We start from the raw sequence: 26,030 nt of genomic DNA, 5'->3' as shown, positions 1-26,030 counted from the left end.
CAGGTGTTCTAGTGAACGATTTAAAACTGTCGCGGAATGCCAATGCGAGCACGTCCTTTTATCTTTGCATCCATGTTTCTGATTCCACTTATCATTTGAATATCAAAAGATGAGACGGGATTATTTACACGTTCAACAATATAGGTTTTTCCTACCTCTGTTTTAAAAGTCAATTCGTTTACATCCGGTTTTTTTATCAGATTTTTAGTTGAACCAACCTGTCTTACCCGTACTTCCAGACCATCGTCCCACGGATTTACAACACGGCAGTTTTGACCTTTTAAACTTTTAACAACAACGTATTTGACTTCTCCTCCGGCACGCTCCGAAATCACCTCGAAACCACCTCGAGCATGCAATTTAAAACGACTTGCCCAATCTTCAGGAACTGCTGGAAAAACACGGATTTTGCCACCGTGGCTTTGTAACAACATCTCATTGATGGTGGCTTCCAGTACCGAACCAGGTTCAAGTGCCATATGTGCAAAGGGTTGTCGCAACAGGCCAACCTTTTCTTCCGGGTCGCTAAACATGACCCTGACATTATTGGTCAGCCCTCTGATTGTATGTTCGGCAGAACTGTACAATTCATCGTGCATTCCTTTTTCCACATAATCGATAAAATCACGTTTAAAGTAACAAAAATGCCCCTGTGAAAAAAGTTGGAATTCATCGACCCAACGCTCTAGAAGTTCGGGTAAAAATTCACTCATCCCCAAACGCGCATAACTAATTGGAATAAGCGAGTGCCCATTATTTGGCAGTGGATCGAAACTTAAAGCCATGTTCCGGCAGGCATTAAAAAGTGTTGTTCCTTTATCATCCAATGTTACAAGGTTGGCCGGAAATACCGGCGATAGCTGCGCATTTATCGGGTGGAAACTACAAGGCATTTCTATCGGGGCATTGGGTAACCAATACGGGCGGGTTACCCACGGTTCTCCGGGTTCTCCGGTTCTCAACCGTGTACCATAGGCAATTATTGTATCGCCAACACTTACAGGTCCCCAGGGTTTAGCTTCTTTAGGAATGGTAGTTAATACAAAAGGGGCAAGATTATCAACCATTTCCTGAGCCTTTATACGTAATTGCTTGTCCTGTTTTAGTTTTTTGGACGCCTCCACAAATGCAGGAAACAGATTTCGGATGGAAGCCAGGTCGTTGGTTGTATTTTTACTTAAACGATCTTTGGGAGACTCAAACGGCAATGCTTTCGGGATATGATACATTCCATCATCTTCTTTCTGAAGGATATTGGTATATAAACGCACCACTTCCCGCATTACCGGGTATGCATATTCTTTCAAATATTCATCGTCGAGAGTGTACTGATAGTGTCTCCAAAGATCCATTGCCATTAAGCCCGATGAACCAAAACTGTTGCTTACTTCACTTGCTCCTTCTCCTACGCCCTGGTTTCCGTGCCGGTCGGAGACATCGCTATAAAAAGCCCCATCAACGCCATGTGCCAGTTTGGCGGTTTCCATTGCCTTTTCTAGCCCTTCACGCTTCCATTTTGCGTAGGGCATCATCAGCTCGGGGTGTCCCGAAGCGTGCAAAGGCCAGGTGTAAATTTGCTGGTTCCACTGGTAGTAATGGTTCCAGGGGCGTACGTCGCGGTTCCACGACCAAATACTGTTTATAAAATGCGGAGGATAATCTCCCCGGGCCGAAGAACCAACCTGGTATAGGTTCATGTACCAAAGATTTTCAATGTAATCGTCAGGAATGTCGATAAAGCTTTTCGACCAAAAATCAGCCCACCTTTCGTTGTGTGCTGCATATACTTTCTCTACGCTGGCTGCTGCTGCCGCCCGGACATTCTCGCGAGCTTTTGCCAGCGGGTCGTCAGCCTCTTCGCTGGTCACCACCGAAATAAATACATCAAAAGAACAACTCTTCCCAGGATTCAGTACATAACCGGCTTCGCGGTTGTTAAATCTTTGCGCTGTAACATCAGTCCCCACTAGTTTTGCTGCCATGGCAAACTTCAGGCTGCGGGTTGGTTGTATTATCCAAACTTCGTCGCTTTCGTTTCCAACTTCAGTTCCTTCATTTCCCAAATGAAAATCGCGCCTAAAAAACTGATACCAGTGTTCAAACACCCGGCTTCCCCAACGTGCCAATTTTACCCGCCGTTCAACTGCTTCGGCCAGCTCATCTTCGTAATGAACCACCATAACGGGAATATCACCTCCGGTAACAAACGAACGGCATTCGATTTTGCCCAACGGACCTTCTGCTTTCCACGATGCCTGTGCATCCGACAAAGAAAGCCGCCCTTCAAAATCTTCAAGATACATCCAGTCGAATGCAGGTAATCCGGGTTCAATAGTTAATTGTCCGCAACTTCTTAAAGAAGTAAACATCTCCGATTTTTCGGGATTATTCCGGTCTTCCCACGGACTGAACATCCCGTCAGGCGCATCGTCCCAGGTGTTGGATTTATTAATCTGAAAATGAATCCTATCAACCGGAGTCCAGCTCATAGCGCCCAAATCGCCATTACCAATGGGAAAACCATTGTACCCTTCGGTAGTTGGCGACCGATAAACAATATCATGCTGAGACAGGAAAGCTGCCTGGTCAATCTTCAGTTCATTTCCATCAAAAGCAACCGTTTTATAAATTTTATCATCAGAAGCCTCTTGACCAATTGTTTGAGCGTTTGACAAAATAGATAATGAAAAATATAGTACAATCAAGATAACAATAGCTCTTATTTGTTTTTTATGCATCTCATCGTGTTTTATTCGATTTTATTTCAATAATTACCTGTCTTCTTTTCCCCATTCTTTATTTGGCTCCGCCCCCATTTTCAAGACTAACGCTCCTCCTTTGGCTATTTCTTCATGTTTGATCCAACAGCGATTAATTGGTTCTCCATTTAAGGTTGCCGACTGAATAAAATGATTGTCTTTACTTAAGTTTTCAGCCTGAATTACAAATGCTTTTCCATTCTTCATTTTCGGATCAGCCTGAATTGTTATCTTATCAAAAATCGGAGAGCTGATCTGGTACACCGGATCTCCGGGACAAACCTGGAACAAACCCATCGCACTCATGTTATACCACGATGCCATACAACCATAATCGCAATCCATTTCCTGTAAATACCCATCGGGAGTAGCTTTGTATATACGGCTGTAAATAGGCTCCGGGAAAAAACCATGCGTTGCATAAAGCTGCACCATCGGCTCTTTCAACATTTTATGGACCCACTTTTGGGTTAGCCAGGGAGCTCCTGCGAAATTATACAGGAACGGAATGTGCAAATCAATTTGGTTCCCGGCTGTGTACAAATCATTTTCAAAAAAGTAGTTTAATGAATCCACAAAATTTTCTTCACCGTCAAATAATTCAATCATAGCATCAACATCGTGTAACACATTCCAGCGAAATTGCCATTTCGTTCCTTCATAGGTGTATTTTTCCCGGTTTATAGTGCGATCTTCAGGAAAATCGAGCCAGGAACCATCAGCAGCTCTCGCCCTGAAAAATTTGATGGACGGATCCCAGGTATTTCGCCAATATTCCGAGCGTTTCATGAAATACTTATAATCGTCCTCATTCCCCAGCTCTTTTGCTAATTGTGCCATACTCCAGCTATCCCAACTGTATTCACCGGTTTGGTCTGGACGAGCAGGAATATATCCTATTTCGTCATACTTTTCCGGCATCTGCAACATGGTTTCTTTACGGATATGCGGATAAACCGTCTCAAGTTCAATATCGAATAAGTTTTTAAAATAGGCATCAGTCATTACCTTCAGCATGTGCTCGTGGCGGCACGAACTATGTGCCAATCCTCCGGTTTTTCCTCTTACTAAAAACCCACTGCTATGTGGTTTGTGCGTACTTTCCGGGAATGGACTCCAATCTCCCCCCTGGAAATACATATCACGCAACGACTTTACAATATCCCGGTAAACATCGGGAGCCAAAAGGCTGTAAAGCGGATATTTTGAGCGGAACGAATCCCAAAAAGCATAACCATTATAATGCTTATAACCTTCAGCTTTATGAACTTCATTATCAATGCCCATATAATTGCCATCCACATCAGACTGAATAATTGGGAGAAAACAAGAGTGATACAAGGCGGTATAAAAAATAGTTTTGTCTTCCTCGTTTTTACCTTCTACAGTAATTGAACTCAACTGCTTGTTCCACAAGTCAGAGCTTTGTTTTTTTATTTTATTGAAATTCCAATCAGGGCATTCTGCCAAAAGGTTTTCCCGTGCAGCTTCGTTACCGGTTAACGACAAGCCAACCTTTATTAAAAGAGCGTCCCCTTTCAGGTCTCCAAAATCGCACACAACTCCGCCATCATTTTGTTTATCAATGGCAGAATGCTGTTCCAGTTTTTTTCCGTCCCATATTTTAAATGAGTTTATTGGCTGATTAAATTCAACGGTAAAATAAATCCCTGCGTAATAAGCCAAGTAACCTTCCAGACGGTAATCATCTACCTTCGTCACTGATATGTAGGCACTGCGTTCTTTATTACCTTCATTCAGGAAAATTTGCGCATTCTTTCCTTCTTCAAAGGTGTATTTATGAAAACCGACATGAGTTGAAGCTGTTAACTCGGCAATGATTTCACGATCGGCAAAATTAACGGAGTAGTACCCCGGACTGGCTTTTTCCGTTCTCTTATCGATTGAAGCCAGAGGATTTGAAAGAAATTCAGGAGTAGGCGTTTTGGTAAAAGGCATAATCGACAACCTTCCAGCACGATCGCATATGGGGCCACCACCAGAACTGCCTTTGTGCGAATGCGAAAATCCACGCACCATATCGTCGGAATAATTATAGCCAGATTTTCCAAAATCGCCATCGGCTTTTAAACTTCCAGGGTAAGTATCAGGCCCCAATTTAACCAGGCCAAACGGAGCCAGTGCCGAGGGATGCCAGTGCCCATGATCGTCTTGCGTACAAATAAAAGGGTCGACATAATCTACCGGTTGTTTCTCCTTTTGTGCACAGGAAAAAACAAGAGTAGCCAAAAGCACATATACAACAGACAAACTACTTTTTATATTCGTTTTATTTTCTTTCATTATTAGGTTTTATGATCAAACTTTGGTTCGGATAAAATGAAGGATACAAAGACATTGAATTATTCAGTTCAGCATTACCCGAAACCGGGTAATGCTGAACAAAGATGCCCGCTTAAACTATTCTTTTTACTTCTGGTTTTAAGCTGGTCAGTTTTTCAATTTGAATTGGTTTGCCGCTTTCGATACTTTTCCGGGCTGCAATTCCAATCAGAACCGACATGGCACCGTCTCTTAAACCGGCAGCGCGGTCAAATTCATCTTTTTTATCGGGATGTAAAAATACTTTGTCGTGTAAGCGTTTGTCGCCACCACCGTGTCCGCCGCGTTCCATCTTGACTTTAATAATTTTAAAATCTTCCCAAAGATTATGGAGAACAACAGGTTCTGCACTAAGAACATCAGCACCAGACTGATCCATTTCGCGGGCATGCATTTCAGCTTGTTCAACCGACATTTTTTCCTGGTAAGGAATATCAATCCATGCTTCAATCCGGCCATCTGTACCGTTAAAGCAAACCCTCCAACCTTCGAAAGGAGAATAAGTAGTCAGGGAATAATTTACAATCACATTGTTCTTGTATTTAACCTGCGCCGACATTTTATCGTAAATATCAATTTCGTTGCGGAACAGACAATTGTCGCGAACATATCCATCGTATTTTTCATTGTTGGCATAAAGATCCATCATGAATTGCTCCCTGGTAATGTCCCAATAAAAATCACACTTGTTTTTATGCTCGCAAACCCTGCAATTTTCGCCCCTGAAAGGACCGTTTTTACCATAAAGTTCCAAATCACCGTATGCAAAAACTTCTTCCGGATCAGAATCGATCCACCAGTTTAACAAATCGAAATGGTGTGTCGCTTTGTGCACCCAAAGAGACCCGCCCTGATTTTTTATTCCGTGCCATCTTCTGAAATAAGATGCCCCGTGATAGGTGTTCAAATACCAGTGAAAATCGACAGAAGTAAGTTTACCGATGGCATTATCGCGCAGCATTTCCTTAAGTTTGGTATTATAAGGGCTCCACCGATAGTTAAAACCAACAATCAGTTTTTTGTTCGATTTCTTTTCGGCATCAATAATTGCCTGGCATTTGTTCTCGTCAGTTGTAAGCGGCTTTTCGCTTAACACATCGCAGCCCATTTCCAGGCCTTTGATAATAAACTCATGGTGGTTACAGTCGCGGGTAGTTACAATTACCAAATCGGGTTTGGTTTGGGTTACCATTTTTTCAAAGTCGGAGAAAGTCGGGCACGACACGCCCATAAATTTCAAGGCATGTTCCAACCTGCCGGGATTATTGTCGCATAAACCAACAAACTCCAAAATATCGGAGTATTTATCGACTAATCTTTTACCCCAGAAATCAACCCCACGAATACCGACTCCAATAATAGCCACTTTTAGTTTGTTTGCTTCCCCAAAACCAAAAGCATTTCCGGGTAAAGCAGCTCCTGCTGCGAGCATACTCACTGCCGTCAAAAATTTTCGTCTTGATAATTCCATAGTTATTCAGATTTTAATGTTTTTATTGATTGATACTAGTTTTTTAGAAGTTCATTAAAGGCATATTCGCTGAGCATTTCATGCCTTCCTTTAAATATTACAAGCTTGAGGTTCCCGTATCCTTTTTGCAGAAACACTTCGCGGTCGGCAATCATCCCAAATTGGCCCAGCGCGCTCCGGTGTTCCAACAAATGCAGCTTTTCTTTATCAGAAACATATTTTGAAGCATCCTGTACTCCAAAGTCTGACAATACTTTGTTGTAAAAATTTATGGAATGTGTAATCGGGACACTTCCCTGAAGCCCGTCGTAAACACCGGCATAAATACAAAGCTCAGTATTGGCAAGTTTTCCAACCGGAGTTTCCCAAAACAACGGAGATTTCTCACGGGCAACCTGTTCATTTAAAACCCCGTTTTCAGATTGAGTACATCCTAAAATATCATCAGCATAACTTTCGTTTCGAATAATGTTTTCGCTATACCATGCAACTAAATTGGAAATGGGAACCCAGGCACTAAATTTTTTAATCGCATGTTTTGATTTCATAAAACAACTTAATGTTGCATAGCCACCTCCGCTTTCACCAATCACATAAATTTCATCCTTGTCGACATTTCCGTTTTCGATTGCGTAAGTAATTGCCTCGTCAATATCCTGTAGCGCCAAGCAACTGCAACAGGCATTCTTTGTTCTATTGGGTCCCCTGAAATCAGGATGAATATAATTCAGGTCTTTTGCCAGGCTTAAATTAGCGATCGGGTCACTCTGCCGATAGTCGCCGCTCCATGTATGCAAGCTTACCACAAGAGGTTTCGGATTCTCAGATTTGCTCGGATAGAAATATGCCTTGTGTACGTATCCATCGGGATGTGAAGCAATTTCTACCACATCGAATTCTTCACTCCATCCATTTTCGGGAGTTTTCTCAGTTTTTGAAATCTTTTCAATTGGCTTTCCTGGAAATGCTTTCACCTGTTCATTCTGCAAAAGAATAATTCCAAAAACAACGATAGAGAATATGTATTTATGCATCCTTCCCATCACCTATATTTTTATAAAAATTTTACGTTTATATAGCCAGTAGCAGATGTACCACAGACCCATCAAAGCCATAATGCTTGCTGCTATATTTACAGTAAGTTCGCCGGCCCAGCTTAATCCTGAATTTGCAACCGGAAATACAACCTGCCTTACCAGTTGTGCACCTCCAACATGAGCGAATAAATAGATAAACAAAGGGTTCATTCCTACAATGGCAAAAAATTTCACCCCCTTTTTTACTTTCATCATGTCGATTAACCAGAATGAAAATGCCAGTGCCAGGAATGTCCACCCGCCGCTTGCAAAAACAAAAGTTGAGGTTGATATTCTTTTGATTATCGGAGTTACTGAATCCAAACCATATCCAATGGCCAAACCGGCAATTCCGGCCAATACCAATACCTGCAATTTATATCGCTGTGTTTTGCTGCTCATTAAAAGCTTTCCGGCCAAAACACCCCAAATGGTATGAGCCGCCGTTGGAATCGCATTAAACGACACCCAGTGCCCGCTCGACAACGCACCGGAAATTTGCATATCCACCCAGGCTCCAAAGTTTTTATCCGGAGTAAAAGCCTGATCAAATCCTTCTACCCCGAAAAAACGGTAAAGCAATTCTGTGATGACCAATAATCCGACAGATATCAGAATTTGATGAACCACCTTTTTGCGCATAATCAGAAAAGCAATCAGGATGGTTACCGAAAGCTGGGCCAGCACATTCTGAAAAAAGAAAATAATTTCTCCGGCCGAAATACATGCCAAAAACCATCCCAAAAAAAGAAGTAAAAAACAACGAAGTGCGATATGTTTGAAAATCCGGGAATACTCTTCACCTCTTTTAATTCTTTTAGCATACGACAGCGGCATGGCCACACCTACAATAAACATAAAGAAAGGCTGAACCAAATCCCAGGCATACAAACCATGCCACGGATGATGGCGCAATTGATTCCCAAGAAAGTAAATTACTGTTCCTTCTAATTCGGGAACGTGCATGTACCAAAATAAACGGGTAAATTCGGCAATTAACAGAAACATGGTTAAGCCCCTGAAAAAATCAAGGGACAATAGTCGTTCTGATGATTGATTACTCTGAGTCATTTATTCTAAGTTTAGTTCTTAGTTGCTGTTACTATGTATTGCTTGTTTTTTTCGGTCTGAAAAGTCAAAACAGTATTGTCTGCCGTTTCATTTTTTGTAGCTACTCCCGATATTGAAATTGCTGTATTCGCGTGTATCCGGCAGGTTCCTTCCTGACTTGCTGCAATGGTGGCTTTTACCAATTTTCCTTCTGCCCATTTAATGTCAACAATAAAACCACCCCGTGCTTTTAATCCTGATACTTTTCCATCAGCCCAATTGGAAGGCAATGCAGGAAGTAAATGGATTGTTCCATCATAACTTTGGATTATCATTTCTGCAATAGCCGCAGTGCCGGCCAGGTTTGCATCGATCTGGAAAAAGTTGACACACCTTCCCAACAAGTTATCCCAACTAATCCCGATCACATCTTTACTTAGCTTTTCGTGCGCTTTATCGCCCTCCTGAAGTCTCGCCCAACAAGCAACTCCCCAAGCAGCTGCGGCTCCCCAATACATGTCTTCCGGTTTTGAATATCTGCGGTTTAGTGTAACCTTAGCCGCTTCCATCAATTCAGGCGTGTCTTTGAAAGTAAACTGAGTTCCGGGATACAGAGCAAACAAATGAGAAATATGGCGATGATTAACATCGTACTCTTTGTAGTCTTCCAGCCATTCCTGAATTTGTCCGTGTTTTCCAATCTTATCCGGCGCGAGTTGTTTTTTCATTTTAATCATTTCGCGACAGAAGTTTTTATCTACGTTCAGAATCCGACTGGCTTCAATGGTATTTGCAAGCAGTTCTTTTATCATTTGCGTATCCATTGCCGGGCCGGCGGTATTTGCATATTCCTTCTCTTTACCAGAAAACGGCATAAAATTATTTTCCGGCGAATTTGCCGGACAGGTAACCAGGTAACCATATTCGGGATGTTTCACCATGTAATCCATGTAAAACAATACTGCTCCTTTTAATATGGGATAAATGCGTTTCAGGTAATCCTTGTCGAGATTAAAAGCATAATGGTCCCATAAATTCTGGCAAAGCCAGGAACCTCCGGCTGAAAACAAACCATAACTGGTGTAGCGGTGTGGTTCAGAAAATCCCCAGGCACTGGCCAACGTATGTCCCACCCAACCACGAGAGCCATACGTTTCTTTGGCTGTAACAGCACATGTCTGGCTAAGCAGTTTGGTGTAACTCTCAAGTGGTTCGAAACATTCGGAAAGGTTAACAAGGTCGGCCTGCCAGTAATTCATCTGAAGGTTTGCATCCAGATGGTAATCGGCCTGCCACGGAGCATCTAAATCCTGGCACCACAAGCCCTGAAGGTTCATTGGCAATTGCCCTGGACGGGAACCACTTATCATCAGGTAACGCCCCAGTTGAAAAAACAAAGCTTCCAGTTCCGGATCATTGTAATCTTTTTGGTACTGTTTTAAACGAATATCAGTTGGAAGCAAACGTCTGTTTTTTTCTGTTTTTCCCAGGTCCAGACTTACACGGGTGAACATTTCCTGATGTCTTGCAATATGTTCTTGCAGAATTTTATCATACCCGCGCAAAGAAGCTTTGTCCAATTGCTTTTCGCATACAATTTCAGGATCATCAAAATCAGCAGTTTTGTCATCCAGAAACTCCGCCATACGAGACTTGTAATTTGTAGCTCCTGAAATGTAAATCGTAACTGTATCAGCTCCCTGCACTTCGATGCCGGTAGTGCCTGAAATAATTTCACCTCCACTTGTTAATACCCGAGCCCGGGCCACATATTTCAGCCACTTCTCTCCTTTTCCGTTATCCGGCCAGCCAATCATTACAAGGTCGGTATTGTCGACAACATTTGCCTGATTGTATTCCGTATTGCCCGAGCAATTCCGTTTTATTGGTCGGGGCAAACCTTCTTTCATCCTGCCCGGACGATCCATCGAAACAGTTAAATCAATACTTCCCGGTTTGGAGCAAGTAATCCGAACTGCAATTACCTGATCCTTCTCAGAAACAAAAATTTCCCTGTTATATTGGGTTTCAGGAGCCACTAAATAACTGGTTTTCACCAATCCATGTTGCAGGTTCAATTCATTTCTATAATCCGTATCGCAATATTGAATGGGGGCAAATGTCCGGTATTCTTTTGCTGAAGTAAAATCGAGCCAAAGGTTACCGAGCAATTGGTACGATCCAAAACTCAGGAAATTCTTTTCGGTAAGAGAAAGAATGTCTTTACAAATGTTGTTCGCCTCTTCATATTTACCTTCAAAAATTAAAGCCTGTGCTTTTTTGATGGTTTCCTGTGCCTTTGGATTATTAGCATTGTGCGGGCGTCCGGACCAAAGAGTATTTTCATTCAGCAAAATCCGTTCTTTTCCGGTCTGTCCGAAAACCATTGCCCCCAAACGTCCGTTGCCAACCGGAAGTGCTTCGGTAAATTGAAAAGCAGGCTTGTTGTACCACAATTTCAAATCGTTTGATTCCTGAGCCCTTGCCCAAAACGAATTGGTTAAAATGATTAATATGCAGATAATAACTACTCTCATAATTCGTCCTTCGCACGACTAAACTTTTCCAATAATTCTCCCATCTGCTTTCTGTAATTCATTAAAACTTCAGGGTCTTTCGTGTAAACACTGTCATTGGTAAATACCTCTGTTCCAAAACTCAATAACTTTCTGGCTTTACTTACCAGTCCCTTTTGACCGGAATCAGCCTTTTCAATGCACTTTCCCAACAGGATCATGTAATCGTAATCATCAATCCCTTCGCGCATTATTTCCAGGCGTAATGATGGTACCGGTCCTCTGAGGTACTTTGTTTTATCGTTATTGGGATCCCGGTTGGGAGGATAAAAGAACATTCCGTCGCCATTACCAAACTCCATTCCTCCGCCAACAGGTGCTCCGTAACTGTCTTTATACGTCATTGGGTCTTCCCAAATATTTTGCAAAATTCCCGGAGGAGAACAACCTTCAGCATTCCAAACATTGGCCGACCAAACTAAAATGCCGGTAAGATGGTAACGATATGACATCCACAACCACATTCGCATATTTATGGCATCCGCATCGATAAACAGGTTGACATGTGGATTTTTAGGCCAACACATCAAATACGACCACATTTCGCGCCCCTGCTCCATCCATTTTTTCGATTTCTCCGGATCGAATTTCACAAGTACCGGGCAACCAATATCTGTAACATCCATAATTTCCGGCCCTGGATTATTTTCGGTAATAAAACGAGTTAATTTTGGAGCAACCGCCTGGATTGTTTTCATGCCCTCACGTACAAATTCGTAATCTTCGTGTTTGGGTTCGTCAATCCAGTAGAGGTATTCTTTTCCAAGCCAGCCATTTTCTTCCAGATGATTCTGAAATCCACCAAGAAATAAGGTCATTAGTTTTTTGTATTCTTCGGTTCCGTTTATAAAGCCGTTAAACCATCCTGTTTTACGCCCCATATAAGGCCCCTGACGCAATTCCGGCACTTTAACCCGAAAAGAGGTAAAACCAAATTCGTCTAAATATTTACGAGCAGCAAAATCAAACTCTGAGAAATCTATTTCCAGATCCAATTCGTTAATGTCTTGTTCAAAATCACCATAGGGCAACAAGTTTTCACCAGTCGTTACATCCACAAAACTTAGATTATCGAACCAAACCGTTCCTGTTTGTTGTCCTTTTTTTAAAGGCATATGTGGATATAAATGGACACTGACAAATTCTGCATTATCCGGGATAGGACGGGAAACAATCAAACCTTCAACATCGAGAGGATTAACCGGATCGAGAAACAAACTGTCCTGTTTCCACTCAGTGCTTCCGCCATAAATCAAGCCTTGCAGTTGCCAGTAAATTTGCTTTTTATTGGCATCGTAACTTTTAACAGTAACCACATACTGCTGTCCGTTTTTAGGTGTTTTGGCCCACCATTTTAGCAGATAAGGATGTTTCGGATTAACTTTTATCAGCTCTGCTCCTGTGCCACAAACATTCGCCTGTACACTATTATCATTCACCTGGTATGAATATTTCCCGGCAAACACCGTTTCCGGGTCAAAAGTTCCACCAGTCCACTTAACCCCTTTTACTGTTTTTCGGATTGGATATTGATCAAACATTTCCTGAGGAGAAATCCGGTACTCTCTAAAACTCTGAAAATAGTGATCAATCACTTGTTTCAGCTCTTCTTTAGTTTCAAGATTATGGTATTGTTTTACTAATCCGGAATACAGGTTAAAAGCAGAACGCATGTAAGGAACAGTCGGAATTGCAAAGTCCCAAACCTCAAGTCCGACAGGTATTAATGTTTCTCGTTCTGCTAATTTCAGGCTTATCGTTGCTGTATATTTTCCGGGGGCTGCATTTTCCGGCACTTTAACAGTAAACCACAAAGGCCTGTTTTCACCCGCTTTTGCATCAAATGTTTTTTTATACAAAGGCAGCGGATCAGGATACCAACCTGCATGGTGATGAATTCCTGATGGTTTCGCAATATTTACATACTCAACCAACCGGATTGAAACATTTTCAGAAGAAATGGCCCCCCCCGATTGATTGCTAAAATCAGAAATAGAAACAGAGATATTATTCAGATCAGTTTCAGGAGACAATACAAGCTGAAAACCTTCAGCTTCGTTGCGTGCAGATTGAATTGCAACTTTGCCTTTTTGGGTCGGCACAGGAGAATCGCGCATGATTTTATATGTATTCCCGGTCCACCAAATTTTACACTGACTATCTTTCTCTAATAAGTAACCATTGTCGGCGACACTTGCCGACACAAAAGCAATAAGCAGTATTTGAATAAAAATAAATCTTAACATCATATCAATTTCTCATTTTATAGAACAATGGTTTTTGTCTGGTTAGAGCCAGCTGAATAGCTTACCGTTAAAACACCTCCCGTTTTAAACTTTTCCCATTTCCAGCTTTCTTCTTTTAGATTTGAATTCTCTTTTATTTTGCGGTCACCAACAAATATTTCAGAAGGCTTTTTTTGCAGTCTGAATTTTTCGGTTGATTGTCCGTCGAAGGTGGTATAGGCAATTTTGTTGCCTTCGTAACTAATTTGTTGAACCACTGACGAAGACCTTAACAAATGGTTTTCATCAGCAGGAGCCCATTCGGGTACCGCAGCCAAAACATCGATAAAATGACGCACATAATCGCTGTATCCATCCGAAAACCAGGTTGCCAGATAATCGGGGCCTACGGCTACCACACCATTGTCGTAAGTCATATATGTGGCTGTATTCAGGTAAAGAAATGCCTGATCTTTGAACCACTCGTTGCCTGTTTTTTCGTACCAAAGTGCACAAGCCGATGCGTACCGGGCTGAATGACTTCCCATCGGACGATAACACCACAACTGCTCATTCATGGCGTCCATTCCTTCGGTTTTAAATGCCGATACTGCATAGTATAAAAGAGCCGGTACATGTATCTCCGGATTCTTGTCATATTCCGGATTAGCGATAAGATATTTAGCCAGTTCTACCGGCGTAATCTGAACACGGTTTGCAAGTTGTGGATCGTGGTCCACATCTTCGAAATAACCATTCCAAACAAAGGTTCGAAGAGGACCATTTTTTCCATACAACCAGTTCCAGGCAATTTCAGTTGCATTTTTATAGCCCATACATTTTTCTTCCGAAAGATTAATCTGTTTTTGTATCCGAATTAGTTCACGAAATAATTTAACCGGCTCCAGTACATTTGAGCTGTACTCATCGAATATTTCACTGGTTCGCGCATTTACCCGGAAAGGCCAGGGCGACTTTCCAATCCGCACTTCATAATTTTCGAGATCGGATGTAACAGGCTTGATCTCTCGTATATTTTTTGCCAATGCATCAGCGCACTGAATAGCAGCCTCCAAGTATTTTATCTCTTCAGTAACCTGATAAAACTTAAGATAAGCATAGCCCAACTCCCCAACTTTATCCGGCTCGATTACCTGGTATCCATCTCCGCGTCTTCCTTCCCACCAAGTTGCTCCATGGTATTCTGTTTCAAAAGGATTGGCACTGGCATAGGGAACATTCGCCCAACTAAAATTTTCATGAGTTGTTCCGTGTCCCAACTGATAATCGAGCATTTCGCGCACCATCTGAATGTACCGTCTGTCGCCTGTGTAAGCATAATATTGAACTGCAAAACTTTGTACAGAACCAGCAAAAACACAGGCAGGGTTATGAATCCACCTCCGGGCGACAAAACTTTTATCCGGGGTCATGTGTGGCCCTTTAAAACAGCAGGTAACATAGTACATCGGCAATCCGGTTTGAGGCTCAACGGGTGTTTCCAGTAAAAACTCAGAAGCAAGTTTAATCACGTGATTATAAGCAGCTCCCGGTATTTCCGGCGAATACCAGCTTAGTATTCTTCCTGATTCATCATAAACAACCTTGCGCCCGCAAATGGAGTCCGGCTGTTGTGCATTGCCGTATACATTAATAAGCAGTAACAGTATCAGTATTGTAACTCGACTTCCTTTTTTCATTGCTCTTATTGCTTGTTAAAACCTATTCTACTTAAATAGCAGTGTATGTTATCCTATACTTTCCGCTTCCTATTCCTACGACCGAGTCTCTTGAGGTTTTTACATCGTATTTATTTCCATCAAGAGTATATTCTCCGATACCGTTAGGAATTAGGACTTCCGCATCTACTCCCACTGGAATCTCAACTTCCATCTCCAGTTTATTATTTACAAACTCCCAGCTTACTAATAATTTCCCGTAAGGTGTTTCCTGCCATGTTTTTGCCCAGGTAATACCTTCCGGGATTTGTGGCTGAATTATCACCTTTCGGTAAGCTGAACTCCCATCGGCCTGCCGAATACCTCCCAATGCCTGGTAAAACCACGAACCTATTCCGTTGTAGCAATTGTGTATCCGGCTCCTTTCGCCGTTCCAATGTTCCCATGTTGTTGTTGCCCCGTTGTCAAGCATATATAAATAGCCAGGATAAGCTTTCTTTTTCAGCATAGAGTACATCAAATCTGCCTTCCGGCTTTTTGTCACCCACTCGGTAAAAACAGGAATCCCAACCAATCCGCAGGCAAAATGCCCATTGTATTTTTGTTTGATTGAATTAACCAAACTAGCAGTAACCGAATCGATTAAATCTTCAGGAACGACATCTGCCAGTAGCGGATATGTCAAATCAATTTGAGAGCCAGTTGCATAAGTGTTTTGTGATGCTTCAAAAAATGTTTGATGTATTTTGTTCTTTAAGTGTTTACTTTTCTGAGCAAACAAATCAGCTTGAACTTCTTCTCCCAACAATTTTGCTATATCTTGCATTTGGTCGTAGCAAACTGCAATAAAACAGTTATTCACCACATCAACAGAGGCTTCTGCCGTTTGATCCACTCCTTCGGGGCTTGCCCAATCCCCCAGGTACCAGCCCCGGTAAGCGGTATCTTCCCACTTTTTCAGCAAACCATTAACCATGTTATCTTCGACAAAGCCAAGCCATTTATTCATCAATGGGTAATATTTCTCCAAAACAGAAACATCTCCGTAATTCAGATAAGTATTCCACGGAGCATTGATAATAAAACCACCCCAATACGGGCCACCACCGGCATCAATCGGGCTAGGGGCTGTGTGGGGCAAATCGCCGTTGGGGCGCATGCAATCGCCCCAGGCCTGAAGCCAGTTGCAGTACAGAGGATATAAGCCGAACATCGTTTGCGCAGTAAGGGTCGATGCGTTGCCATCACCTCCGTATCCCAACCGCTCGAGATGCGGACAGTCAACCAAATATCCTCCTAAACTCAGGCAACGCAACGTATAAAAAAGTAAATCGTGAATCCTGTTTATTTCCGGATCGGAACATTGAAAACCCGATGCCAATTCAAAATCGCTATGAATAAGGTGAGCCTTAATAGAATTTATATCGGGTGCCTGATTGAGATTTGAAATACGGACATAACGAAAGCCATGGTAATTGAATTTATTTTTAAACATTTCCTGCCCTTCGCCGGAAGCAACATATTTATCCACCTGTTTTTGGTTAACAAACTGTCCGTTTTCATCCAGATGGTCGCAATATTCCAGCGTTATTTCCTGAGACTTTTGCAGTTTTGGGAAACTTATTTCAAACCATCCGGTGAGGTTTTTACCCATATCTACCAAATATATTTTTTCTATCAGTTGCTTAATTTCAACCGGATTTATGGTTTTAGTAATTTTGTTTTGCTCGACCATTTGCGGGCTAACATTATGATCTGGTATGCTTACTTCAGAAACAGGAAGCCATGCATTTGTAGTGTTTTCGGATGAAAAACACTCCCCTCCATAACGCCCCGATCTCCATCGTCCGATGCGGGTATATTCGCTACTTCTTCCACCCCATGTCGAATCAGTAACAAGAACTATCTCTCTTTTCGAATCTGAAATTTGTTCTAATTGTGCTTTTACAACAGGGCCGGCATTTGTAACGCCCGGATATCCATCGCTATACCATCCACTTCCCAGCCAAAACATCAGCTCATTCGTCCCTTCTTTTAAAGAAGAAGAAACATCGTAAGTAACTACCAACGATCGTTTATCGAACTGAGAAACTGCGGGAGAAAGAACACTTTCTCCCACTTTCTCACCATTTAAATACACCTCGTGGTATCCCAATGAATTTACATGAAGAAGTATTTTCTTCCCGTCTTTATCGAAATTGAATGATTTTTTAAACTGTGGACATTCACTATCCCCGGCCTTTGAAGGAAAACCAATATAAGAAGCACGCCAATTAGTTTTACTTAGCAAACCAATGCTAAATTCTGCAACCTGACTCCAGGGCGAAACATTACCTGCATTATCCCACACCCGCACTTTCCAGTATGCAGCGATTCCCGGTTTCAATGGCTTACCTTCATAAGCGACCCAAATACTGGCAGAGGATTCCGTTTTTCCTGAGTCCCACATATCAGCATTATTATTTTCAAGTTCACCCATATCGCTTGAAACCATAACTTGAAAAGCTTTTTGTTCAGCTCCCTTTCTGCTACTCGAAATCTTCCAGCTAAAACGAGGTACTGTAGTATCAATGCCCAAAGGATCGACCAGGTTCTCACAACAGAGATTGTCGACAACGATCTGTTCCTTGGGCTCACATCCGAAAATGAATAAAACAGAACACAACTGGAGAAAAATAAACAGGCGCATGGTAAATGTGTTATTTCGGATATTTGATAAGTGAATTGAAATCAACCATTTTATTGTCTTGCTTACCTACTAAGAGGTTCAACGTTTCCCGTCTCGTAAAGTCGAAATATTGGACCTCGAAATGATGAATCCCTTTTTCCAGGGCTACATAATTTTCTTTGCTGATTTCGTAGTGAACACCATCATTATCAATGATCTCTTTTCCATCAATTATTAAACGACTGCCATCGTACGACTCCAAAAAGAAGCGATAAACATCAGTATCCGGAACAATAAAACTACCGTTAAACCTTACTGCAAAATGATCTTTTACACGCGGCACAACACCCGTTAGCGTTAACGAATCCAGAGAAAAGGAATTGGTTGCTTTCAGTACATCAAAATCCGGCAATTCTGTAAAATATCCTTCATAATAATCTGCCCGAACTTTTTTCTCTGCCGATTTTTGCTGAGGCATTACCGGAAGTTTCACAAATGTTTTTACTGCTTCTCTACTTGCATTGTTTACTCCATTCACCATGGCCGAGATAGTGGTTGTATTATGAATGGTAATGGTTTTCTTTTTTGTTACTACCGATTGATACAACCCGTCGTTCAATCGAAAATTAATAAATCCACCTTCATTTATATTCTCAATAGTCACGGTTGTTGAGTCGATAAAGTATTTATTATTTGAGCTAATCATTGGAGATAACAGATTGGTTTTTTCTGCCAGTTTTTCTTTTTTCCAAAAGTCAAATACCCTACCGGTAGTATCAATGGCTTCCACAAACAATTGGCTCCCCTGTATGCGGATGTTCAGAAAATGATAATCGTTTTTAGCTTCCTCAGAAAACCAGTTTATGTCGCTTGGAGTTTTCCTGAAACTTCCGCCACCTCCTCCGGTAACAATATGAGTCACTCCGTTTTCCAGATCAACATGTTTTTTAAAAATTGGCCAGGTTCTTTCGTAGTTATGCACATGCCCGCTAAGCGTAAGGTCTACGCCATAGGTTTCATACAAATTATTTAAATGAAAAAGGTTGGGATCGCCTTTCGTTGGTGTTGCCCTCAACGAGCTCCGGTACGAATATTTATCGGAAGTAAACAAAGGATGATGGTGCACAACAATTTTCCAAGGCTCAGTTGTTGTAGCCAGTAACTTTTCAAGTTTTCGGTATTGTGCTGAACCCGGTAACACATCCTTATTCGTATCCACAAAAATCAGTCTTACATCGCCTTTGGTTATTGTGTAAAATGCATTGCCTTCAGGTAAATTGAAATACTGGTAGAGTTTCTCATCATTCATTTCGTGATTTCCAGCTGCCGGATACAAAGGAGTGTAACGAAGTAACCCGGTTGCCGGATGAAAAAATTCGTCTGTCCAGTCATCCTTATGCGGACCGTATTGTACCAAATCGCCCACATGAACAATAAACTGCGGGCGTTCCTGCGCCATTAGCTTAATAATCTTTCCCCAAACAACGGGATTCCCCTGGGTGTCGCCAACTACCGAAAATGATACAGGTGACTGATTGTAGTCTGAAGTGGTAACCTGAGTTACCGGACCTTTTATGGTATCTCCACTCTGGTTAATATTTATTACCTGGTAGAAATAAAGATCGTTGGCGTTTAATCCAGTTATTTTATGATGATGCAATACCTTAAGGGACTTATCCTTACCAACAATTTTAAATTCCGGGACTAAGATTTCATAAGTACTTTTTGCAAAATATACTTCACCCCGGGCAGCCTCAGATGTTTCCCACATTACCTGAAAAGAATTGCTGTTCAGATCGATCAAATAAGGCTCTACAACAAATTCAAACGCTTGTTTTTGTTGTCCAAAAACAGGATTGCCCAACAAGCAACAAATACCAAGGAACAGCTTTACATAAATTAATTGCTTCATATCATAATTTTTAACTCAGTTAGAAATACATTATTCAGTTTTAGAAATAATACCGGATGGATTTCACTCTTGATTTTCTATTAAATATGACGATCAAAAAACGATCAACACATATTTTAACATCCTAGATAATAAGACTATTTGGACTTTGAACATGTCTAACAAAGGCTTCAGCATATTGTGTACGATATTCCAGTCCCCTAAAAATTTCCATTTGCCCGTGAGATTCCTGATACCATTTTTCTGGTTCTTGACTTTTGTGCTCGTAACAAGCTTTATGCTTTTGATCGATAACCGGAGTAATATCGACATAATCAGTCGGTTTAAAATTTTGCGACTGTCGTCCCGACATCACCTCGTAATAATACATGACCGATTTTCTGCCAAGATTGTACCAGGCATCATAAACCAGAATCGAACATGCCCTGTGGTCGCGGTGCCGGTCGATTGGCCAGTGATTAAAAACAATATCCGGTTTTTCTTCCTCAAAAAATTCAGATATGGCTTTGTAGTACGCTTTTGTAACCTCGCAATTACCATCTACTTGCCCTAAGAATTTTGGTGTGGCATTCAAAATTTCACATGCTTCCAATGCCTCTGCTGTCCTTATTTTTGCTGCATCATCGTACGAAACTCCTTTTATTCCTGCCTCTCCTCTTGTAAGGTAAGCAGAAATTACCTCGTGACCTTCATTTGCCAGAAGTGCCATGGTTCCGCCACATCCGGTTTCCGGGTCGTCGGGATGGGCACCAAATACGATGATTTTCAGCTTTTGGCGCGGTTCTGTTTTGTTTTGTTGATTTGCTGAACTAAGCACCGGAACTCCCAGCAAAGAGCCAATTGCAGTCGGAGCCGCGATTTTCAGCAGGTTCCGACGAGAGACATTATCTTTCATCATACTCATTTGTTTAATTGATTTAATAAAGAGGGTTCATTGGCCATCATTAAACTCCAATACACAGCCATATCACCTCTTTTCAAGAAACAATAACAATCTAAAAATCAAAGAAATACCAAACACAAGAGAAAAGATTAAGTTGGGAAAGCACGATTTTCGTCCCAACTTAACCTTTAGAATTATGAAAGTTTAATTTCCATTCGGATTCACATCCCACCACAAAGGAACATTGTCTGAGTCTTCGTTGCCGTTCACTAATAACTGAACTGCTTTTTCAACCTCTTCCGATTGAGCTGATTTTTCGCTGTCAGCAAACATAAATCTTGTGAGAATCATTCCTTTTGACAGATCTATTCTTCCATTCGCAGATCTCTTTTTTGCATATATTTGGGGCAGGCGTGTCCGTCTGTATTCAGCCCAGGCTTCAAAGCTGATAGGGAAAAGTGCCAACCACTTTTGAGTAATAATCTGCTCATATTGTTTATCCTGATCAGCTGAGAATTTAACCGGGATATCCGTCATTGCGGGGTCGTAATACCCAAAATTATTGGGGGCGACAGGCGTATTCATACTGTTTACAAGATTCTGAATAGAATCCTGCGAGATTCCAGTTCCCCTCCATTGCTTAACGGAAACTTCAATACCTTTCTCGTAAAACGACTGAGCAGTACCTCCCATGTTCCATCCTCGCCATGCTCCTTCTGCTTTCAGGAAATAAGTTTCAGCCGAATGCATAATATTAATAGGAACTTCATGGTTATCGTTTTCAAAATAGGTTCCAAAATTTGAGTAGGATTTGAAAAAATTTATTTCACTTTCATTTGCATAGCCGTTGGCCATTCCATGAAAACCTCCTGTATTGGCTTTCAATTCTTCCGGATATCCCGCCATTGAAAAAACAGGATCGTCTTTAACCGGAGAGAAAAATTTCTCCATACGCGGATCAGCATACCCTTTAAGAACGCTTTCCATACTTGAACTCATTACCAATGCATACCAGGGGAGCACACGACAGATTCCATTGCCTCTATTTAGCCCCACAACATTCATAAATGCGTCGTCGTCGTTCGAGTCCATTGTGGCTTCGGCTGCTGCAGCCTCTGCTTCCTGTTTGGCTTTTTGAGGATCAATATTTGAGATACGCATTGCTAAACGTAAACGCATGGTATTGGCAAGTTTTGTCCATTTCGAAACATCCCCCTCAAAAATCAGGTCACCAGCGCCAAATGCATTTTCCCCCTGATGTGATTTCAGTATATTGACAGCTGTTTTTAAATCCTCAAACATCAGGTAATAAACATCCTTTTGGCTTTCGTATGGAATTGTTTTTTCTCCAGAACAAGCCTTTGTATAAGGAATTGGTCCCCAAATGTCAGTTAATTGGTGCATAAGGAATACCTTCCAGATTAAAGCAAGCCCATATTCTGCCTGATAACTTTCATCATCCTTTGTCATATTCAGGATTGAGAAGAGTGGAGGAAGCCCCTGGGAATACATCTTTTCAAAACCAGCATCACACCAACCTTTCCTTAATTCATTATGTCCACCATATGAAGATGGTACGGCCATATAGCCACATAAATGTATTGCAGCAGCCGCTGACATACGGACATAGTTATCGGTTGTAAGCCAATTGCTTCCTTCATACTGAGTTTTTGAAAAAAGGGAAGGCAACTGTTCCGGCCCTATCTGCATCACCTCTGTTTTGTCGGTATTGTATTCAGCGAAATTATCGGTACAAGAATATAACATGGTTATTCCCAAGAGAATACCTGAAATTATTACGTATCCATATTTTTTTATCTGATATATATTTTTCATGTCCTTAAGTTTTAAGTTAATCATTACAAGGTGAATTTAACATTAAATCCAAGTGTTCTTGTTCCCGGCAAGAAAGCGCTTTCTGACCCTTGTCCGTTTGTACCTACATCATAAGAAACATCCGGATCAAACCAGTCGCAGCCATTGTAGATATAGAACAGGTTTCGTCCAACGGCCGATACCTTTAATGATTTTACAACTGAATTTCTTATGGGGAAATTATACCCTAAAGAAAATTCACGTAAGCGGGAATTGGTAGCATCATGGCTAAACAATTCGCCAGTACCACTATTAATCCTGCCTCCGACAGATTTGTAATAGTCTTCGGCACTGATACGGATATCATTCACGCTGCCATCTTCTTTTACACCATCAACAATAATTCCTTCTTCTCGCCCAACCAGAGAGGCTTTACTAGTGCCTGCACTTAACATCATTGCCTCAGTAGCTGACTGTCTTACTCCACCATAGTTCAAATCAATTAAAAATGACATGTGCCAATTTTTGTAATTAAAACTATTAATAAGCCCACTTCTCCAATCGTAATTGAAGTTACCTAAATAAACGTCGGCTTTTCCATGATCGATAAGAGGAATACCGTTGGATCCAACAATAATTTTTCCATCCCCGTTGCGCTCAAAACCATAAGTAAAGATTTCCCCAAATGGCCTTCCTTCGATAATCCATGTTTCGCCCATTGACAAATTGGGTGATTCAACCTCATACCGGTCCATAAATTCGGTAAGTTCAACAACCTCATTCTTATTACGAGCAAAATTAAGGCTTACATCCCAGTTAAAATTGTGTGTTTTAACGGGTGTAACATAAAGCATAATTTCAACCCCAGTGTTCTGAATGTTTCCACAGTTTAACCAGGCTGAACTATAGCCTGATGTTGGAGGATTGGTAATCCGTACTAACTGGTTATAAGTATTTGATTTATACCAGGTAAAGTCGACTCCTAACCTATTGTCAAAAAATTTCAGGTCGGCCCCGGCTTCCCACGATTTGGTTTTTTCGGGAATAAGTTGTTCTGCGACCTTAGTGCTTTGTGGAGTAATCATTCCTAACGGACCACTGGAATCACTGTTATATGCCTGGAATATACTTGCAAATCCGGCATCATTACCTACTTCGGCATACGAACCACGTAACTTAATAAACGTAATTGCATCGGGCAATTTAACCATGTCGCTAATAATCCCTGACAGCCCAACTGACGGGTAGAAATAATCATGAGGTTCCGGCAAAGTTGAGCTCCAGTCTTTTCGGGCAGTTACATCCAGGAATAAATAATTTCGGAAACTGAACTGTCCCATCCCGTAAACTGATTGTTTTTGAATCCGTGTTTCAAGATCCTCGGTAATGACATTTTTAGCAAAATTCAAAGCAAATTTGTTCATCATCGACAGGCCTCTTGCTTCTGCCCACTGACCTCTTCGTTGCATATCTTTAACCTCTGCCCCCAGATTAAATCCAATTCGGAAATCTTTATTAAGCTCTTTATCAAATGCCAATAAAATATCACTATTCAGGTTCTGGATTTTATCAAATGACGTTTTATAATTTCCGAAGCCAGAATAAATATACGGAGTACCCCAATATGTTCTTTCTTCGTTGTCTGAGTTAGATATATTCATTCCACCACGAACTTGTAAAAACAAATTCTCGGAAAAATTGTAGCGCAAACTCAAAAAACTATTCACTCGGTTAAGTGTGCTGGGCAGTTCAAAACCTTCCATAGCCCAATATGGGTTAATATTATCTGTTGATTCCGGTGCCCAGGTATTTTGAGTGAGTTCTCCCTTGTCGTTTAAATATGAGCCATTTTCAATATCAGCTGTCCTTATACTTCGGGGCATTTTAACCAATTGCCACATAGGACTAAAAAGATTGTCTCCTGAAGTAGGCTGATCTTTTACTGTTTGACGGAAGTGGGTAATTTTAAAATCAAGATTCAGGTTTTCCAACAACTCTGCAGTAAGGCGTAAATTTAAATTGTGTCTTACCATTTTATTGTCTTCCAATACTCCCCTTGCCGTAGTATTGCTGTACGAAAAATATGAAGATGATTTTTCGGTACCTGCACTGTATGAAAAACTATTTGTCAGATTATATCCTACAGAAAAAAGATCTTTAACATTATTTGGTTGTGGAGTTAACATTACTGTTTCCCCTTTCCAGTTTTGCACACTTTGCCCTGTCATTTTGGGCCCCCAACTTGTATTGGCAGCTGTGGCCTGATAAATTCCGCCAGCACCTTGCGCATACTCATTCTGAAACTCAGGATATAGATACGGCAGGTCAAAATTAGTAACAGAGTTTACAGTAATTCTGGGCTTACCTTTTACTCCTCTTTTTGTAGTTATCACGATAACACCATTATTTGCACTTGAACCATACAAAGCTGAGGCAGCAGGGCCTTTCAGTACATTCATGCTTTGAATATCATCGGCATTAATACTTGATAAATTATCTAACGGCGGCCTGGGTTGGCCTTGCATATTAGGGGCAATACTTTCGGCAAAAGCCTGGGGTATCCCGTCGATTACAATAAGAGGTTGGTTATTATTTTGTATTGAGCGATCACCGCGAATAATGATACGCGGATCGCCGGATACACCACTTGCACCTGACGAAGAAGTAATTGAAACTCCGGCAACCTTTCCGGCCAAAGCATTACCAAGACTAACATCTTTAATAGTAGTCACGCCTTCCATATCAACCTCCTGGGTAGAATAGGTAAGCGTTTTCTTTTTCTTTTCAATTCCCAAAGCAGTAACAACAACTTCTTCTATCGATTTTGAATCCTCCATTAAGGTTACATTTATAACGCTTTGCTCTCCGATCAACACTTCCTTTATTTCGTAACCGATATAAGAAAACTGAAGAATAGCCTGATCATTTGGTACAGAGATTTGATATTCTCCATCAAAATTAGTCACGCCTCCCTGCATGGTTCCTTTAATTATTACATTCACTCCAACCAGGGGTTGATCACTCTTGTCTACAACCCTTCCGGTAATGATCCTTTCCTGATCGGCAGAAATCACAATCAGATTGTTTCTTAAATGACTGTAAGTTAAGCCTTGTTCCGGTAGAACATTGGTTAAAATCTCGTCAACAGAAGCATTTTTCATGTTCACGCTAACCCGTTTACCTTCAATATTTTCGTAACGATAAAGGAATTTTACTGAAGTTTGTTTTTCAACTGCAGAAAGAAATTCTTCAAGCGGAGTATTGGTTGTTTCAACACTCTCGATTATATCCTGTGAAATTCCTGCAAGGGCGTGAAAGACACAGAAGATTGTAAATATTACAGTTAATTTCATAATCAGCCACGCTTTTTTAAAGAGAGAAAAAAACAATCCTCTCTCTTGTAAATGAATATTTTTTTTCATAAGATTGAAATGTGTTAATGAATTTTTTGTCGAATGATTTTTCACAAATTCAGGGACGAGGAATACGGCCATATTCTCCGTCCCTTTTTTTGATTAGTTTAATGGTTTATCTGCATAGGCACATCGTTTATTAGTTAGATATTGTAAGTAG

At 41.2% G+C, this 26,030-nt stretch carries 13 protein-coding genes; all 13 read right to left on the bottom strand.

The annotated features are described in order from the left end of the window. Window positions 1–20 precede the first annotated feature (20 nt). Window positions 21–2,738 (bottom strand): glycosyl hydrolase family 95 catalytic domain-containing protein, encoded by a 2,718-nt coding sequence (locus tag INQ51_RS16355; RefSeq protein WP_233379025.1) that lies wholly within the window; start codon window positions 2,736–2,738, stop codon window positions 21–23. Window positions 2,739–2,771: 33 nt separating this feature from the next. Further along, the gene (locus INQ51_RS16350; protein WP_233379024.1) at window positions 2,772–5,063 is read right to left on the bottom strand and encodes a GH92 family glycosyl hydrolase; all 2,292 of its coding nucleotides are present in this window, start codon (window positions 5,061–5,063) and stop codon (window positions 2,772–2,774) included. Between the two features lie 112 nt (window positions 5,064–5,175). Next, complete coding sequence (locus INQ51_RS16345) at window positions 5,176–6,573, bottom strand: Gfo/Idh/MocA family oxidoreductase (protein ID WP_233379023.1); 1,398 nt, start codon at window positions 6,571–6,573, stop codon at window positions 5,176–5,178. 35 nt (window positions 6,574–6,608) lie between these two features. Continuing rightward, window positions 6,609–7,616, bottom strand: a complete 1,008-nt coding sequence (locus INQ51_RS16340) for an alpha/beta hydrolase family protein (RefSeq protein ID WP_233379022.1) — start codon at window positions 7,614–7,616, stop codon at window positions 6,609–6,611. A gap of 3 nt (window positions 7,617–7,619) precedes the next feature. Further along, the gene (locus INQ51_RS16335; protein WP_233379021.1) at window positions 7,620–8,720 is read right to left on the bottom strand and encodes an acyltransferase family protein; all 1,101 of its coding nucleotides are present in this window, start codon (window positions 8,718–8,720) and stop codon (window positions 7,620–7,622) included. A gap of 11 nt (window positions 8,721–8,731) precedes the next feature. Beyond that, window positions 8,732–11,236, bottom strand: a complete 2,505-nt coding sequence (locus INQ51_RS16330) for a glycosyl hydrolase family 95 catalytic domain-containing protein (protein WP_233379020.1) — start codon at window positions 11,234–11,236, stop codon at window positions 8,732–8,734. Then, window positions 11,233–13,524: a DUF4091 domain-containing protein gene (locus INQ51_RS16325; RefSeq protein ID WP_233379019.1), complete on the bottom strand. Its 2,292-nt coding sequence runs from the start codon at window positions 13,522–13,524 to the stop codon at window positions 11,233–11,235. Before INQ51_RS16325 ends, INQ51_RS16330 begins: the two co-directional genes overlap by 4 nt. A gap of 14 nt (window positions 13,525–13,538) precedes the next feature. After that, a complete protein-coding gene (locus tag INQ51_RS16320; RefSeq protein WP_233379018.1) occupies window positions 13,539–15,200 on the bottom strand; it encodes a hypothetical protein in 1,662 nt (553 codons plus the stop codon). Window positions 15,201–15,231: 31 nt separating this feature from the next. After that, complete coding sequence (locus INQ51_RS16315) at window positions 15,232–17,868, bottom strand: alpha-L-rhamnosidase (protein WP_233379017.1); 2,637 nt, start codon at window positions 17,866–17,868, stop codon at window positions 15,232–15,234. A 10-nt stretch (window positions 17,869–17,878) separates the two neighbouring features. Then, window positions 17,879–19,759: a metallophosphoesterase gene (locus INQ51_RS16310; protein WP_233379016.1), complete on the bottom strand. Its 1,881-nt coding sequence runs from the start codon at window positions 19,757–19,759 to the stop codon at window positions 17,879–17,881. 124 nt (window positions 19,760–19,883) lie between these two features. Next, window positions 19,884–20,657, bottom strand: coding sequence for a PIG-L deacetylase family protein (locus tag INQ51_RS16305; protein WP_233379015.1), 774 nt, complete (start codon window positions 20,655–20,657; stop codon window positions 19,884–19,886). A 189-nt stretch (window positions 20,658–20,846) separates the two neighbouring features. Continuing rightward, on the bottom strand, window positions 20,847–22,502 hold the full coding sequence (locus INQ51_RS16300; protein WP_233379014.1) for a SusD/RagB family nutrient-binding outer membrane lipoprotein: 1,656 nt from the start codon (window positions 22,500–22,502) through the stop codon (window positions 20,847–20,849). After that, window positions 22,502–25,879: a SusC/RagA family TonB-linked outer membrane protein gene (locus tag INQ51_RS16295; protein ID WP_233379013.1), complete on the bottom strand. Its 3,378-nt coding sequence runs from the start codon at window positions 25,877–25,879 to the stop codon at window positions 22,502–22,504. The genes INQ51_RS16300 and INQ51_RS16295 overlap by 1 nt, the downstream gene beginning before the upstream one ends. Window positions 25,880–26,030 lie beyond the last annotated feature (151 nt).

This window comes from Maribellus sp. CM-23 (genome assembly GCF_021354595.1).
Lineage (GTDB): Bacteria > Bacteroidota > Bacteroidia > Bacteroidales > Prolixibacteraceae > Draconibacterium.
Note: the sequence above shows the minus strand (reverse complement) of the source record. Positions and strands in the feature narration are given on the sequence as shown.